15 protein-coding genes are annotated in these 14,635 nt (G+C 65.4%); 11 read left to right on the top strand and 4 right to left on the bottom strand.

The window, feature by feature from the left end:
• Nucleotides 1–520: 520 nt before the first annotated feature.
• From HCJ94_RS22385 to HCJ94_RS22370, 4 genes are read left to right on the top strand one after another with little or no spacing between them, the layout of a single operon-like run.
• Complete coding sequence (locus HCJ94_RS22385; protein ID WP_309227385.1) at nt 521–1,876, top strand: NsdA family TPR-like regulatory protein; 1,356 nt, start codon at nt 521–523, stop codon at nt 1,874–1,876.
• A gap of 34 nt (nt 1,877–1,910) precedes the next feature.
• On the top strand, nt 1,911–2,396 hold the full coding sequence (locus HCJ94_RS22380) for an SAM-dependent methyltransferase (protein WP_168003007.1): 486 nt from the start codon (nt 1,911–1,913) through the stop codon (nt 2,394–2,396).
• 13 nt (nt 2,397–2,409) lie between these two features.
• Nucleotides 2,410–3,069: a hypothetical protein gene (locus HCJ94_RS22375; RefSeq protein ID WP_168003006.1), complete on the top strand. Its 660-nt coding sequence runs from the start codon at nt 2,410–2,412 to the stop codon at nt 3,067–3,069.
• Between the two features lie 58 nt (nt 3,070–3,127).
• Nucleotides 3,128–3,616: a hypothetical protein gene (locus HCJ94_RS22370; protein WP_168003005.1), complete on the top strand. Its 489-nt coding sequence runs from the start codon at nt 3,128–3,130 to the stop codon at nt 3,614–3,616.
• Nucleotides 3,617–3,851: 235 nt separating this feature from the next.
• Here HCJ94_RS22370 and HCJ94_RS22365 read toward each other — a convergent pair whose 3' ends face one another.
• Nucleotides 3,852–5,408, bottom strand: a complete 1,557-nt coding sequence (locus tag HCJ94_RS22365; protein ID WP_309227384.1) for a recombinase family protein — start codon at nt 5,406–5,408, stop codon at nt 3,852–3,854.
• An 849-nt stretch (nt 5,409–6,257) separates the two neighbouring features.
• A complete protein-coding gene (locus HCJ94_RS22355; protein ID WP_168003002.1) occupies nt 6,258–7,133 on the bottom strand; it encodes a replication-relaxation family protein in 876 nt (291 codons plus the stop codon).
• Between the two features lie 634 nt (nt 7,134–7,767).
• On the opposite strand from HCJ94_RS22355, the gene HCJ94_RS22350 reads away from it, so the two are divergent.
• A complete protein-coding gene (locus HCJ94_RS22350) occupies nt 7,768–9,339 on the top strand; it encodes a hypothetical protein (RefSeq protein WP_168003001.1) in 1,572 nt (523 codons plus the stop codon).
• A gap of 43 nt (nt 9,340–9,382) precedes the next feature.
• Here HCJ94_RS22350 and HCJ94_RS22345 read toward each other — a convergent pair whose 3' ends face one another.
• Together HCJ94_RS22345 and HCJ94_RS22340 are read right to left on the bottom strand one after the other, a co-directional pair.
• The gene (locus HCJ94_RS22345; protein WP_168003000.1) at nt 9,383–9,586 is read right to left on the bottom strand and encodes a DUF397 domain-containing protein; all 204 of its coding nucleotides are present in this window, start codon (nt 9,584–9,586) and stop codon (nt 9,383–9,385) included.
• Entirely contained in the window at nt 9,583–10,470 is an 888-nt protein-coding gene (locus HCJ94_RS22340; RefSeq protein ID WP_168002999.1) for a helix-turn-helix domain-containing protein, read from the bottom strand. Before HCJ94_RS22340 ends, HCJ94_RS22345 begins: the two co-directional genes overlap by 4 nt.
• Nucleotides 10,471–10,941: 471 nt before the next feature.
• On the opposite strand from HCJ94_RS22340, the gene HCJ94_RS22335 reads away from it, so the two are divergent.
• From HCJ94_RS22335 to HCJ94_RS22310, 6 genes are all read left to right on the top strand, one after another.
• Complete coding sequence (locus tag HCJ94_RS22335) at nt 10,942–11,193, top strand: hypothetical protein (RefSeq protein WP_168002998.1); 252 nt, start codon at nt 10,942–10,944, stop codon at nt 11,191–11,193.
• A 1-nt stretch (nt 11,194) separates the two neighbouring features.
• A complete protein-coding gene (locus HCJ94_RS22330; RefSeq protein ID WP_309227383.1) occupies nt 11,195–11,476 on the top strand; it encodes a hypothetical protein in 282 nt (93 codons plus the stop codon).
• Nucleotides 11,473–11,805, top strand: coding sequence for a hypothetical protein (locus HCJ94_RS22325; RefSeq protein ID WP_205801721.1), 333 nt, complete (start codon nt 11,473–11,475; stop codon nt 11,803–11,805). The genes HCJ94_RS22330 and HCJ94_RS22325 overlap by 4 nt, the downstream gene beginning before the upstream one ends.
• A 273-nt stretch (nt 11,806–12,078) precedes the next feature.
• Nucleotides 12,079–12,315: a hypothetical protein gene (locus tag HCJ94_RS22320; RefSeq protein WP_168002997.1), complete on the top strand. Its 237-nt coding sequence runs from the start codon at nt 12,079–12,081 to the stop codon at nt 12,313–12,315.
• 451 nt (nt 12,316–12,766) lie between these two features.
• Nucleotides 12,767–13,267: a hypothetical protein gene (locus HCJ94_RS22315; RefSeq protein WP_168002996.1), complete on the top strand. Its 501-nt coding sequence runs from the start codon at nt 12,767–12,769 to the stop codon at nt 13,265–13,267.
• Between the two features lie 253 nt (nt 13,268–13,520).
• The coding region (locus HCJ94_RS22310) for an ATP-binding protein (protein WP_205801720.1) at nt 13,521–14,635 on the top strand (1,115 nt) is incomplete at its 3' end.

Here is a 14,635-nt window from a genome sequence, read left to right as displayed (position 1 = left end):
AGGGCGTGTCGCCCCGGGAATGCGCCGAGGCAGACGAAGCGAGCGGCGAAACACTCGTACGGCGTGCTCCCGCTCGGCGCATGGTCCCAGCGTTCCGCAGCCGATGCACCGGCCGTCCGCACTCGACACCGCATGTCGCTCCAACGCGACCTGCGCGGCGTCGACCTGTTCGCCGCCGGAATAAGTCGCCACGCGATCGACCTCCACAGGGGGCAGGGCACGCCGCATGGACGCATCGTGGGCCTCCACACGGCGGCCCTGCCCGTCACCCACCACCACGGCGCACACCGCTCGTAGAAGTGGGGAGCCGTCAACAGTTCTCCGTACGCAAGACCGGCGTCAGATAAGGCGATTCCGTCCGCCGCATCGGTCGCCGGCCCGGCTACCTGTAGCGAACCGCAAACCACGGGCGGTATGTACGCTGTGACGCACGTCGAAGCGGTGAACGTGGTGAAAGATCGACTTTCAGGCGGGGGTAACCGTGCCGCACATAGGAGCGGGCAACGCCAAGCTCGCAGCCGTGATAGCCGAGGCCGGCATGTCACACGCCGAGGTGGCACGGGCGTTCGTCCGCGTTGCGCAGGAGATGAACGCAATGGAGTTCAGCGGCGTCGGCCGCTCCCACGTGTCGCACTGGGTCGCCGGCTCCAAGCCCTCCGGACGAGCACCCGGCCTGTTGTGCGAGGCACTGTCACGAAAGCTTGGCCGGGTGGTCACGCTCGATGAGATCGGGTTACCAGCTCCGCCGCTGTCCTCCAGAGACATGCTCGGGTGGCGGGTCGATACGCTGGCTGCGCTAACCGAACTCGGGAGAGTCGACGTGGACGCTGAACGCAGACGCGTACTCAGCACGGCCGCCTATTCGCTCGCCGCGCTGACTCTGCCCGGCGGACGCTGGTGGGAGCAGATGGCCGCGCGCGGCCAAGCACGCGGCGCAGCAGGCGGCAAGATGGTGGGCCGAGGCGACGTCGACGCCGTACGCGACATGGCGTCGTTGTTCTCCCGAGTCGACCAACGCCGGGGCGGTGGCCACGCTCGTTTAGCGGTGGTGCAGTACCTCACCTCTGACGTGGCGAGCTTCCTATGCGGACGCTACGCCGACGACGCACTCAGGCGAGACATGTTTACGGCCGCCAGCGAACTTTCCTACCTCGCCGGCTGGATGGCTTTCGACAACGGCGAGCACAACGTTGCTCAGCACTATTTCAACGTGTCAGTTAAGTTGGCTGCCGAAGCCGAGAATCCGGCGATGGCAGGCCACGTACTGCGCGCAATGGCTCACCAGGCGATCGACCTGGGACACCACAAGCACTCTTTGAATCTCGCATCAGCGTCGATGGACACTCAGCGTTACAAGGCCGCAGCCCCACGAGAGCGGGCACTGCTCGGCGTCGTCTACGCTCGCGCACTCGCGGTGAACGGGGAGACCCAACAGGCCGCTCGTGCGCTTCTGCACGCCGAGGACGACCTTGCCGCCGCCTCCGATGGCGACGATGAGCCCGGTCGCGTGTTCTTCTTCGGAGAGGCCAGCCTGGCGCACGAGACAGCATGTGCGCTGCGCGACACCGGCGACCTGGCCGGCGCAGCGAAGCAATTCCGCCGGAGCGTCAAGACCCGCAAAGCATCATCCTTTACTCGAACCCATGCCGTCACCCTCGGCTACATGGGAGCCATTCAAGCCAGGCAAGGCGAGATTGAGGAGGCTTGCGCTACATGGTCGCGCGCCCTCGACGCGATGGACGGTGTCCGGTCAGGCCGCACCCGTCAGGTAGCAGCCGAGATGCGCTCTCTCCTCGCCCCCTACAAGCGCCGCAGTATCCGAGCGGTCCAAGACGTGGACACGCGGGCCAAGAATTACCTCTCATCCTTCGCATAATATGAGCAGCTGATCCTAGTAGCGGGAGGCCGGAGTGGCAGCCGACAAGTTCACAGTAGAACCCGTCGCGCACGTGGTAGGCGGAAGAAGTGAGCCGACCGACGATTATTGGGGCGGAAGCCAGGCAATTATCCGAATTGATGGAGAACGCTTCACCCCGGAAGCCACGAAGGGGCTAGAAGAGTTCTCCCATCTTGAGGTCATCTTTCGGTTCCACCTCACCGATCCGACTGATCTCAACCTAGGCGCGCGTCGCCCCAGAGACAACCCACAGTGGCCAGAGGTAGGCATTTTTGGCCATCGAAACATGCGGCGCATCAACTGGTTGGGTGTATCTCGATGCCGCCTGACCAAAGTTGACGGGCTTGACCTTTACGTCGAGGAATTAGACGCGGTGGACGGCACCCCCATTCTGGACATCAAGCCATGGTTCTCGGAGTTCGGCCCGAGAGGCGAAGTCCGTCAAGCCGAATGGACCACCCAGATGTTGAGGCCATACTTCGCCAAGCGCGCCGAGTAATAGACACGCCGGCATGGCCACACTTAAGAATTCCAGAGGAAAGTTCTTCCACGTTCACAGGATGCCCCCAGATCTAAGCTTCTGGCTGTTCTTTTTTCGACACGCCGGACGAGAGGCAGATCTAGATCCAGCACTGGTGCGGCGCGCCCAGGATTGGCAGCCCGAGCGCTCGAACTGCCCCCGCTTGACATTCCTCTTGGATGACCTTATCGATGCCGTTCCTGCCGAATGGCGCGCGTTAGCTGCAAATCTGTTCGCAGGCAGAGTGCTTCAGGGAGACGTGAATGCAGCCGCTTGGACCGAGCGCAAAGCGGGCATACTAGAGATTAACGTACAGTACTCGTTCACATTGAGCGCTTATGCCGCAGCCTATGACGAGTTCTTTCATCACCTAAAGGATTTTTCCCTCCACGTAATGCAGGGCGCCATCAAGTCGGAGGAATTGAGTGCTTCAATCAACAAGCGCTTCCTAGAGCCCTGGGACCAGTTAGAGAATGAACGTGATGCATGGCTAGACCGACACCTTGTAGCCACCAGCAACCCGGTTCAGCGTCGCCTAACCGTGGGGCGTGAGAACCTGCAAGAGGATATGGTTGACGCGGCGGAGTCCTTCGTGATAGCCCACGAGCTCCTCGCATCACCTCCTTGGCCACACAGTCAGCAGAAGAGATAGGCGACGGGCCAAACTAATTGTCGACCAGACAGTCGAAAAGCTCGGAATATTCCCGGCTATGGCAGCACTGAACAACTCTCAGCGCGAGGAGCTTCAGGCCGATCTACTCGCGTACCTAATCGTCGCGCAGGCAATAGAACGGGAACCAACATTCGCTGACCTATACCGAGCTGTCGCCGGCTCGTCGCTTGCCCTCGTAACTTTAGCGCACGTCACCGGCGAATGGGTGGAATCCGATTCCGCCGGAACGCACCCAGGCTTCGTGACTCGATTTACGGTAATGCAAGGCCTAGCGGAATCATTTTCAGCGGGTTCTGCGCCGGGCAAAATCGGAGATCACCCGCTGGGTTTCCTGGCACAACTCTCCACCTTCGCGGCTGTCGCTCTGAGCACATGGATGAGCCGTCACTATCCGGGGGAGCAGCCGGCCACAATCGAACAGGCACTGAGCCACCTCATCAGATTGATGGACAGGGTGTATGGCGGTACGGCTGCACTACGAGCCGAAGGCTCATCGACCGTCATTCTTCCACCAGTGACGAGCTAGCGCTTAGCCTTCGATGGCCGTAGACAAGATGCGTAAGGGTTACTACGCCCCCGACCGTCGACAGCCGCGGTCCAAGCTAAAGGGTTGCCGTTGCTGGTGGGCCCGTTGTGAGCCCGGATGCCCCAGGACCGAAGATCATAGGCCGGCATCCGATGACATCCGTAGGGGCATCTGCCTGGACAGATAGACACCCCTATGGGCTGTCAGCAACCCCGAATCACGACGGGGATTCAACTCATAATCCCTCGGTCGCGGGTTCGAGTCCCGCCCGCCCCACCGACCGCACCATTGTGCGAACCGGTGGCTCTTTCGGGTTGCCCCCGTCCGTTTCGGGCGGGGGCATTGTCGTGTCGTTGGGGATCTTGAACACGGGTACGAGTCCCTGGTCGGTGAGTTGGACTTCGGCGATGAGGGCTTCGATGGCGGCTTTGCGTTCGGTGGCGCTGCCGCTGGCCATGATGGTGCTGAGGTGGTCGCGGATCCGGGCGACGGTGCCGGGCGGCGGGGGCGTGGGCTGGGAGGTCAGGTCGGTTTCGAGTTCGGTGTGCCGGGCCTGGAGTTGGGCCAGCCGTTGGCGGAGTTCCCGGATACGTGGGCCGGCGGTGGCGTCGTCCATGGTGCCGTTTTCGAACGCCGTGTGATACCGGTCGATCGCGTTCTCGGTGCTGGTGATCTGGTGGGCGATGGCGGTGAGTTCGGCGCGCCGGTCATTGCTGGTGCTGTCGCGTTGGGCTTGGGCGCGTTCGATCATGGCGGCCAGGACGGGTTCGGCGGTGGTGTAGAAGTCGTGGAGGGCCTTGAGGATCATGCGGTCGAGGTCGTCCGCGGGGAGTCTGGGTGCGGTGCAGGTGGCGTGTTTGCCGTAGCGGGTGCGGGTGAAGCAGGTGTAGTAGCGGTAGCGGCGGGTGCGGCCTTTGGCGGACGTGCCGATGTAGCGCTGTCCGCACTGCGGACATGTCAGGAGGCCGGTGAGGTAGTAGTCCGAGTCGGACATGGCCCGCTGGGTTTGGACGTCACCGCGGGCGTTGGCGATGTCCTGGGCGCGGCGGAAGGTGTCCCGGTCGATGAGCGCCGGGTGGGCGTCGGGGACGAGGATGTCGCGGTAGGCGATGTCCCCGACGTAGGCGGGGTTGTCCAGGATCCGGTTGATGGTGTGTCCGGACCACTTCTTGCCGGTGCGGTTGGGCACGCCGCGGGCGTTCAACTCGGTGGCGATGGCGCGGGTGCCGTGTCGGTCGCGGGTGTACAGGCGGAAGATGTCGCGGAGGACGGGCGCCTCGTCGGGATGGGGTACGAGGCGCTGGGTGTCGGGGTCGACGAGGTAGCCGTAGGGGCGGGTGCCGCCGGCCCATTGGCCTTTGCTGGCTTTCGCGGTCATGCCACTCTTTACTCGGTCGATGATGATGTTGCGTTCGAATTCGGCGAACACGGCGAGGAGTTGCAGCATCATGCGGCCGAAGGGGCCGCCGGTGTCGACGGGTTCGGTGGCGGAGGAGAATCGCACGCCCGCGGCTTCGAGCGTTCCGATGAGATCGAGGAGGTCGGCGACGCTGCGGCTGAATCGGTCGAGTCGGTAGACGAGCAGGACGTCGTACATTCCGGCTTTCGCCGCGTCGAGTGCTTTCTTCAGCCCGGGGCGGTCGGTGGTGGCGCCGGAGGCGTCGTCTTCGAATTCGCAGACGATGACCCACCCGGGGTGGTTCTTGACGTACTTCTGTAGGGCGGCGCGTTGGGCGAGCAGGGAGAAGGGTTGGTGCTCGTCGTCGGTGGAGCGGCGGACGTAGATGCACACCCGGCACGGCCCGGCCGGCGTGTCCGGCTGGGTGGGGGTGGGGGCGCGCCGGCCGCGCCGCTTCGGTGGGCTGGTGGGGGTGGGCTTGCCTGTCATCAGGCGAATCCTCCATAACGGTCGGGGTGGGTTGGCCGGGGGCGGCCCACGCGGGTGGGCCGCCGCGCGGCGTTGGGCGAGGGGTTCAGGCTGCGAGGTCGGGGTGCTCGCGCCGGAAGTGGTTGAGCAGGACGGCGAGGGCTTCGGCGGCGTTGTCGAGGTCCTCGGCGGTCATGGGAATGGTGTCGACGCGTGCGATACGCATCGGGATCGTCGTTTCCTTTCCGCCGGTCGAGGTGGTTTTCGCACCGCCACAATTTGGGGCGGTACCGGGATGCGGGTCGTCAGGATAGCTCCGGACAATGTTTTCGTCGTGATGGGGCGCGGTGGCCACGGTCCTCCGAAAAGCGTGTGAAGCTGCTGGGGTCGGAGTCCTTCGTTCATGCGGTTTCCTCTCTTGCGCGCAATCGCGCGATCGATCCGATTAATGCGGAAAAGCTGTTTAATGCCATTGGCCTCCTGACCTGATGGGGCGCGGATGATAGCTCTGCGGGCTGTCACCAGGAAGGGATCCGAACTGTCAGCAACTCACGGGAACTCACCAAGGGGCGCCGGAGAGCGGCTGACAGACGCCGAGCCTTGCTGTCACGGCGGGCAGCGAGGTATCGCCCGCGCCCTCACCTGCTCCGTCTGGTGCGGTGCCGTCACCGCCCGGCCCGACCACGGGCCGCCTCGCACGATGGGTAGCCGGCCCTGTTCCCGCCCGTGTGGGGCACACAGCCGCGCAACCGGGGCGGTCGGTACTGACCCCGCTCAGGCGGCCCGTCGGGTGCCGCTGTCGGCGGCGGGGAGGTCGGCCAGGCGCACCGGCGCCCGATCGGAGCGGTACTGCCACCACACCGCCTCGGCAGGATTGATGCCGGTAACCTCGGCGTGTACGGCGGTGGCCACCGGGTAGCGGACCCCGGCAGCGGCGAGTTCCTGGTGCAGGTGCCGCTCCCGCGCCGGGGACGGCAGCCAGAACAGCACCGGCCAGATCCGGCCCGTGACGTGGGCGAGTTCCCGGTAGCCGTGGATCTTGTCGACCAGCCGGGACAGCGGCCGTTCGGTGCCCAGGTCGTACTCCAGGAAGAACGGCACCCTCCGGTCACCCTCGACCCAGATGCCGTGCCCGTCCGGCCGCGACCTCGGCGCATACACGCGGACCGAGATGTCATCGTCGGGCTCGGCAAAGGCACCCACCTGCTGGCAGCGCGCCGGCGGCCACCAGCGCACCAACTCGCTGCCCGGATGGGTACGGGCGTGGCCGGCGAGGACGGTGAAGAAGCCGTTGATCCCCAGCAGGTGCGGCAGGTTCGCCCGCCTCGTCAGGTGCCAACGCCTGCGGCGGGCCTGGTCCTTACGCGGCAGGTCCTCGCCCCGCTGCGCGGCGACGACCTCGACGCCAAGCTGCGCCAGCACGTAGTGGTAGGGGTAGGAACCGCCGTCGGGCTTCTGCGGCCGGAACCGATCCACCACCCCCAACTTCCGCGTCAAGGCCCGCAGGCGCTCCTGCGCGTAGTCAACCGACGGGAACAGGGCGTGGGCGATCTGGAAAGAGGTGAGCACCCCGTGGTCGGCCAACCAGCCGAGCAACACGAGATCGCGGTCGGTGAGCTGGGACTGCACCCGAAGCAACGGATCAGGCATAAGCCACCACCTTCCCTATAGGGAGAGACCCAGTCGGAGGGTCAGTCGCAGCACGACAGACGACGCTGACAGCGGCCCTGACCTGGGCTGTGAGCCGGATCAGAGGGTCCGGTTGGGGGTCCTGTTCAAGCGGGACGCCAAGCGGGAGACCCGCCGGGACCCCTACCTGGAGGTCAAGGCCGAATCCGTCAGGTTCGGGGTTCGCGAGCGCAAGGGTCGATGCGCTTCGCACGGAAGAGACGTGATGCGTGGTCAAGGTGAACTCCATGAGTGAAATCAGACTGGAGGTGGGGCCACTTATTCAGCGGCCCGGTGATGGGCAGACGGTGGATCAGTGCCGAGCCGGGCGACGCCAGGCAAGGCGAATCCATGCGAGAGGCGGAGAATCGAAGCCCACTGTGGACGGAAGCAACGGGCAAGGTCGGCCCGCCGATTGGGGGCAGCTCAAGGGGTAATGGCAGGTTCAGGCGGGACTTGGAAGGAAGGAACGCGGATGACGGGTGGGGCTGAGCGGGCGGAGTCGAGCACCGTCTCGTCCCGAGCCGGCGAGTGCGCTGTCCTTCCTGCTCCGTCCACCGGAACTGGCAGGCGTTTCTCCTTGCCAACCGCGATGGAGAGGTCGAAGGTCGGTGGGGTGCAGAGGTGGGATCCGCTCAAGGAACATCAGCTGCTGCTCCTACGTCGAATCGCTGATGGTGACGACCTGAGCGGGCCCGATGGAGTGGACCAGCGGCAGTCGGCACGGGCCCTGCAGACTCGTCGCCTCGTCGACGTCAGCCGCCGCGGCGGAGTGTGGCGAGCCCAGATCACCGAGGCCGGACGGTTCTACCTCGAACACGGAGTCCACCCCGACCATCCCGACCGGCTCCGCGACGGCGTACCCCGGCCGCGCCCCCAGCGGCGGGCTACGAGCGAAGCCGCCCCCTCGCGCGTGCCGGCAACGGCGCCACGAACCCGCGACACACCGGCCGCGGGTTCGGCGCCAACTGCGACAACGGTGGAGAGCGCTCGTCAGCTCATCGAGCGGCTGCAACGCGAGGGCGGAACGGTGACGATCGAGAGCCCCGACCCCGAGGAACGCGCCCTCTACCGCAGAGTCATCCACGCCGCCAAGCAGCACCACCTCGTTCCCGCCGGTTTCCACCTCAGGCACACCGGCCGCGCGGCCGGCGACCTCGTCATTCGCCTGTCCAGCGATGAGAAGCCCAACGACACGGACTGGAACCGGATCCGCCTCAACACCCGTCGCGTCACCACCGACCCCGACCTCGTCTTCGCCGCCCTTGAGAAGGAACCCGCCGGTCTCGAGGTCACCCAGGCATCCATCCCGCGAGCCCTGGACCTGGTCCGGGCCTTGGCCGCCGAAGCTCGCCGCCGAGGCCACCGCGTCGGAGTGAACACCAAGACCAAGCACCCCTCGGTCTACCTGCAGATCAACAAGACTCGCCGCCGGGTCAAGCTGTACGAGGAGTACGACGAGGTGCCGCACGTGCCGACCGCTCAAGAGGCGCGGGATCTGCGGCGCAAGCCGTGGATGGTGCTGCCGAAGACCGACAAGGTGCCCTCCGGGCGCCTGCGCCTGGAGATCGCCCGCGACGGCTGGGACAAGCACGACACCTGGACTGACGACAAACGCACCACCCTGGAAAAACGCCTTCCCCGGATCATCCGGGACGCCGAGGCCGGGATCGCCGCCGATCAAGAAGCTCAGCTGGCCCGCCAGCGCGCCCACGACGAGTACGTAGCCGAGCAGGAGAGGCAGCGTAAGGAGGAACGACGTCGCTGGCGGGCCGCGCTCGACGAGGCCCGGCCGCAGGCCGTGGACTTGCTCAGGAAGAAGGCCTTCCGCCGCGCCTACGACTCGTGGGCCGCGGCGACGGAGATCCGCGCCTTCTGCGACGCCCTCGAACAGGCCGCCGCTGAGGACGGGACCGACCTGGAGAACCGGAATCGCTGGATCGCTTGGGGCCGCGCCGCGGCGGACCGCCTCGATCCCACCCGAGGCGACAAGAGCCTGCCCGAGGTCGACTTCGACATCGAACCCAAGCCGGACGACCTACGCCCCTTCATCGGCGACTGGAGCCCGCACGAGCCCCACCGCGAATACCGCTCCGAGCGCACCCAGCAGGCTGTCGATGCGGCCCGGCTCCAGGTCGACGGCTGGCACCATGGGATGCGCGGACGACCAACCTGGTGGCGCAAGTAGCCAGAGGTCCCCAACTGCCCCGGCGGCCAACCCGGATGCCTTGCTATGACGTCGTGATGCCGTTCTTCGCGCCCGCCAAGAACCTCGTCCACGCGTCCCGCTCGAAGAGGAGCACCGGCCCCGAAGGGTCCTTGCTGTCCCGCAGCGCGACGGTTATGTGGAGGTCGGCGACCTCGACGCACTGGCCGTTCCCACTCGATCGGCTGCTCTTCTTCCAGCGGGCGCGGGACAGGTCGACTCGGTTCATCCCGTACCTCCTTCTTGGCCGATCATGGCAGCTCGCTGCTTGATCAGCTTGATCGAGTTGATGGGGTCCAGCGCGGTGGCGCGGAGGTGTTCGAACGTGGTGGCGTAGCGGCGCACGTCCGCCTCGCGTTCGAGGAACAGGTCACCAGCCATGCTGTCGACGTACACCAGCGCGGGGTCGGCCGGGTCGGGGAAGTCCATGACAACGAACGAGCCCGGCATGCCGGCGTGGGCCCCGGCGGTGAATGGGATGACCTGGAGGGTCACGTGCGGCTGGTCGGCTGCCCTCGCCAGGGCTTCCAGCTGCTCGGCCATGACCTCCGCGCCACCGGTTTGCCGGTGCAGGACGGCCTCGTCGAGGATTGCCCAGACACGCAGCGGCTCCGTCTTGCGCAGCGACTCCTGCCGCTGCATCCGCGCGTCGACCCGGGCCTGCACGTCAAGGTCGGTCGCCAACGGCAGAACGCCGCGGATCACCGCGTGGGCGTAGTTCTCGGTCTGAAGGAGGCCCGGGACGAAGAGGGACTCGTAGTTGCGGACCGAGCGGGCCTCGGCCTCGAAGCTGATGTACGTGGTGTACAGCTCGGGCAGCTCCGACTCGTACGCCTGTAGCCAGCCCAGCTGCGCGGCCTGGCGCGACAGGGCAATCAGCTCACTGCGCTTGTCCTCGTCGGTGACGCCGTACTTGTCGAGCATCGCCATCAGCGTGCGCCGTTGCGGGCGAACCCTTGCCGTCTCGATCCGGTAGAGCGTGGCGGGGTTGATGCCGGTCTGCTCGCTGACCTCTTCGCGGGTGAGGCCGGCCGCGGTACGCAGTCCACGCAGCTCCGCCGCGAGCCGCCGGAGGCGCACGGTGGGTGGCTGCCGCCGAGCTGACAACTCCATGTCCCTTCGCTCCTGTCGTAGTCAGAGTGTGCCCGCCATGCGGATGCAACCTCCAGGCAGGCCGAGCAAGTGAACCATATGCGAATGCAAACCTTGCATTATCACTAGTGCATCGGCACTATATGCATGAGCATCTCAGGCCGGTGCGGCCCGCGAAAGCCGCGCGATCTGACGGCGGGTTCGCGCTCCCAGGAGCCCGCCGTCCGTCCGGCCTCGGACGCCTCTCGGCGGGACGCAGCCCGTCACCCGAAACGGGCTGCGTCCCTCGAGGGGCCGAGTCAGGGAGGCAAACGCAGTGGTCCCATCCCTCGTTCTGGTGGCGGTCGCGATGGTCGGCTTCGCTGCCGGACTGTTCCTCTTCAAGGTCAAGTCCCGATGGTGCCGACGGTGCGGGTCGGCACTGAACTGCCCCGACTGCGGCAGCCGCAGGTCCCGCCCGCATCCGGGCCGAACACGCTGGACGAGCGGGCTGTGACCTACTTGCCGATCACGCCCGAGGTCGCCGTCGTACCCGGCGACGTCATACACCTACGCGAGCACGACTACCAACACGGCTGCGGCCCGCTCCGGCTCCGGATCATCCACGTCCGCCTCGACCTCAGCACCTGGTACGACGGCCAGTGGGTGTGGCTCGAAGGCATCGAAATCAACACCGACGGCCGAGCCGGCCGCTTCCGGCAAGTACTCGCCCGCGTCGCCGCCCTCCCGCAGGCCGAGGCATGACGTGGCCGCCACCGTCTACCTGTCCGCAGCGGCCACCGATCAACTCACCGCCGCCCAACGAGCGCTCGACGAGCACGTCACCTCCAGCGCCACCGGCTACTGCCTGCGCTGCCACCTCGTCGGCCCCTGCCCCACCAACGAGCAGGCCGCCGACACCTTCACCCGCTACGGCCGCCTACCCCGCAGAACCCCCGGAGCCACCCGACCCCAGCTCATCAACGCCCGCCGACTCACCGTCAGCCCCGATCCCGCAGCCGACCCCAACCGGAGGTACCAACCGTGACCCTGCCCGACATCGCCGCCGCGCTACGAGACCTGCACGTCTCCATCAGCCAACAGCAGGACCTGACCAAGGTCGTCATCCAGGACGCCGAGAACACCCGAGCCGAGTTCCGTACCGTCACCGCCGGAGCCACCAACCCACTCGTCAACCGAGCACTGGGCAACTACGCCCAAGGGATCGTCAAGCTCCGAGACGGCTCATGGCTGCTCGCCGAAGCCGGCGGCATCCTCGCCGAGTACGCCCGAGCAATCGGCATCGACCTTCCACCGCAGCAGCCCTCCGAGGAAAAGCGGAAGGTCGGCGGTTCGACCCCGCCCCTGGCCACATAGCCTTTCGCCGGGGCCACAGCAGCGCCGACCAGCGGAAACGCTCGGTCGGCGCTCTGTTTCCGCCCTGGGATCCCGGCTGTCCGGTCTGACCCTCGTTGACCTCGGAATCCCCCTGATACTCGCCCCTTTCGCACGGGGATCGCACGGAGTGTTCCCTGGCCGTAGACGCACCTGCGCCTGCAACCACCAGCGGGGGTCCGGATATCCATCGGGTGTCCATGGAGACTGTTTGTAGGACCGGCGGCGGGCTACCTACGCCCTACGCTCCACGCTATGGAGTTGCTGCTCTTGCCCTGCCTGCTGTACCTGCTGGTCTTGTTTGCGGTAGCGACCTGGCGGGCCATCTATCTCACGCGGGAGCAGCTGAGGCACCGGCGAGCGCTGGCTGTGGCGCGCGAAACGGCAGAGGAGCACAAGACGGCGGACGAGTGTGAAGCGCTGCCAGAAGAGACGTTGGCGATGGTGCGCGAGATGGTGAAGAGAAACAAGGCGAAGCGTAGGGCGCGGTGAAGGATCTTCCCGTCGGGCAGTCGTAGACCGTCCAGCCTCCCCGTCCGGGGAGGCTGGTAGCCCCTGGGTGCCCGGCGAGGAGATCGGCGGCTGATCCCCGAGGAGGTCAATACCTCGGGGCAGAGCCCCGAGGTATTGACCCGGGGTGGCTCGGTCACCTTTGGTCCGCCTCAGTCCTGGCATGCGGGGTGGCGCGTCGCTTGACTCCGCAGAGGTCGTCCATCGATATTTGCATCATCGACGCCGAGGTCAGGAGCTTACGTATGGCCAGCAGCGACAACGCCGGTGACTCTAGCGCCAGCGGGAGCGAGCAGACGCCGCAGCCAACCCAGGCCGGCCAGCCGGAGCCACCGCCGGAGGACAAGTCTTGGATCGAGATGGAGGGCGTTCGCGGCGACAACCGGCCGGACCGGGTGTTCGACCCTGAACGACACCCTGAACGAGAGACTCGTTGAGCGACCAAGGGAAGACCTACGCGGCCTTCATTGAGGCCGAGTTGAAGGCAGAACGGGATCGTCGTACGGCGTTCGATGCCCGTGGAGTCGCTCTGGTCACTACCTCAGGTAGCCTCGTTACGCTCCTGACAGCAGTCGTGGCGTTCTTCCGCGTCGGTACGGACTTTGAGTTTCCGAGGAGCGCGACGGGCCCCTTAGTGTTCGCCCTCGTCGCCCTCACGGCGGCGGCCGTGGCCGGCATCTTGGCTAGCTGGAACAGGCTTTATGAGGTCCCAAAGCCTGCCACGCTTGCCAAGCTGCTTAACGATCGCTGGGCAGTCGACAGCGAAATAGCTGCCCGCAACTTTGTCGGCACGATGCAGGTGCTGACCATCGGCGGCCTTCGTAAGGGCAACAACTGGAAGGCGACGTGCCTGTCGTTGGGGCTTGTCGCCCAGGTCGTTGCGCTCTTGGCGCTGAGCGTGGTCGTGTACCTGATGCTACGGGCCTATGCCTGATCCAGAGGCCGGCCGGCCCGGCCGATGCCGGCCGGAGGTCGCCAGCAGGCCGGGGCCGGGTGGCGCGGCCCGCTTCGCGGGCCGCTTGATCCTTAAGAGGCAGATTCGGCAGTTGGTGCTGAGTCACAGTGCTGAGTCACTCGAAACGAATCCAGCCTGGCTCGCCTTGGGGCAGCACACGTCGAGTGTCTGACATACCCTCTTACCCAAGTCAAGATTGCGGCCCGCAAGCTAGCCATGACGGGGTGTAACTATGAGGCGTGTTCACCTAGAAGCAGCTCCGGACCATGTCCAAGCTCTGGCGAAGGAACACGATCCCCTAGGTGCAATCAAAGAGCTGGTTTGGAACTCGCTCGATGCCGATGCGACGCGGGTTGACGTCTTGCTTGACCTGTCGCCTCTAGACGCCGTCGAGAAGATAACGATCCGAGATAACGGCACTGGCATCACGCCGGAGGCTGCGGATAGGGCCTTCGACAGGGTAGGAGGGTCTTGGAAGAAGCGGACCGAGCGCACCCTCAAGCTTGGCCGCTTGCTTCACGGCTACGCGGGCCAGGGCCGGCTCCGGGGATTCGCTCTCGGTGAAAGGATTAGGTGGTCTACTGTCGCGGACGGAATCGACGGTCGAATGCGAACCGTCATCAGCGCTAGCGCGGCTAGCCCCAACGACTTCGATATCTCAGAGCCAGAGCAGAGCACTGAAGATACGGGCTGTGTCTTTGAAGCCTGGGGCAAGCAGAGCAAAAAGCTTGACCAGTTGGCGAGCGATGCTGCTGTGGCTCGCCTCACGGCCGAGTTTGCCACATACCTAACCGTCTACTCAGACATTGAAATCATCTATAACGGCCAACAGATCGATCCCCAATCCTCGATCCATCGCGATGAGCGCTATCCGCTGACGTTCTCAAGCGCGGACGGACCGGAGATGCACGCTGTTCTCCGAGTAGTCGAGTGGACCATGCGGACTCCTAGAGAGCTGCACCTGTGTGATGCAGACGGAATGACGATAGACATCACCAACGCGGGAATCCAAGCTCCTGATTTCGACTTCACAGCCTACGTGCTCTGGGAGGAGATGAGAGAACACCAGGGGCAATTCCTGCTGATGGAGAGCGAAGACTCTGAGATCTTCGCGCTAATTGGGGCCGCTCGCTCGCAGCTCCGAGAACACTTCCGGGAGCGCTCGACGGAGCGGCGACGTGAGGTCATCGAAAAGTGGAAGGCTGACGGCTCATACCCATACAAGGATGAGCCGGAGGATGACGTCGAGCGACTTGAGCGGGAAACCTTCGACCTCGTCGCGACCACCGTACATCGCCACATGCCTCGTCCTAAGAGGCAGCAGAAGGTCACTCTCGCGCTTATTAA

The sequence above is a fragment of the Micromonospora thermarum genome (assembly GCF_012034245.1).
GTDB classification, from domain to species: Bacteria; Actinomycetota; Actinomycetes; order Mycobacteriales; family Micromonosporaceae; genus Micromonospora; species Micromonospora thermarum.
Note: the sequence above shows the minus strand (reverse complement) of the source record. Positions and strands in the feature narration are given on the sequence as shown.

What these genes read in the sequence shown, in the direction of transcription:
- HCJ94_RS22375 (WP_168003006.1), top strand. Translation starts at nt 2,410, where the DNA reads ATGGCCACACTTAAGAATTCCAGAGGAAAGTTCTTCCACGTTCACAGG.
- HCJ94_RS22370 (WP_168003005.1), top strand. Translation starts at nt 3,128, where the DNA reads ATGGCAGCACTGAACAACTCTCAGCGCGAGGAGCTTCAGGCCGATCTA.
- HCJ94_RS22355 (WP_168003002.1), bottom strand. Translation starts at nt 7,133, where the DNA reads ATGCCTGATCCGTTGCTTCGGGTGCAGTCCCAGCTCACCGACCGCGAT.
- HCJ94_RS22345 (WP_168003000.1), bottom strand. Translation starts at nt 9,586, where the DNA reads ATGAACCGAGTCGACCTGTCCCGCGCCCGCTGGAAGAAGAGCAGCCGA.
- HCJ94_RS22340 (WP_168002999.1), bottom strand. Translation starts at nt 10,470, where the DNA reads ATGGAGTTGTCAGCTCGGCGGCAGCCACCCACCGTGCGCCTCCGGCGG.
- HCJ94_RS22320 (WP_168002997.1), top strand. Translation starts at nt 12,079, where the DNA reads ATGGAGTTGCTGCTCTTGCCCTGCCTGCTGTACCTGCTGGTCTTGTTT.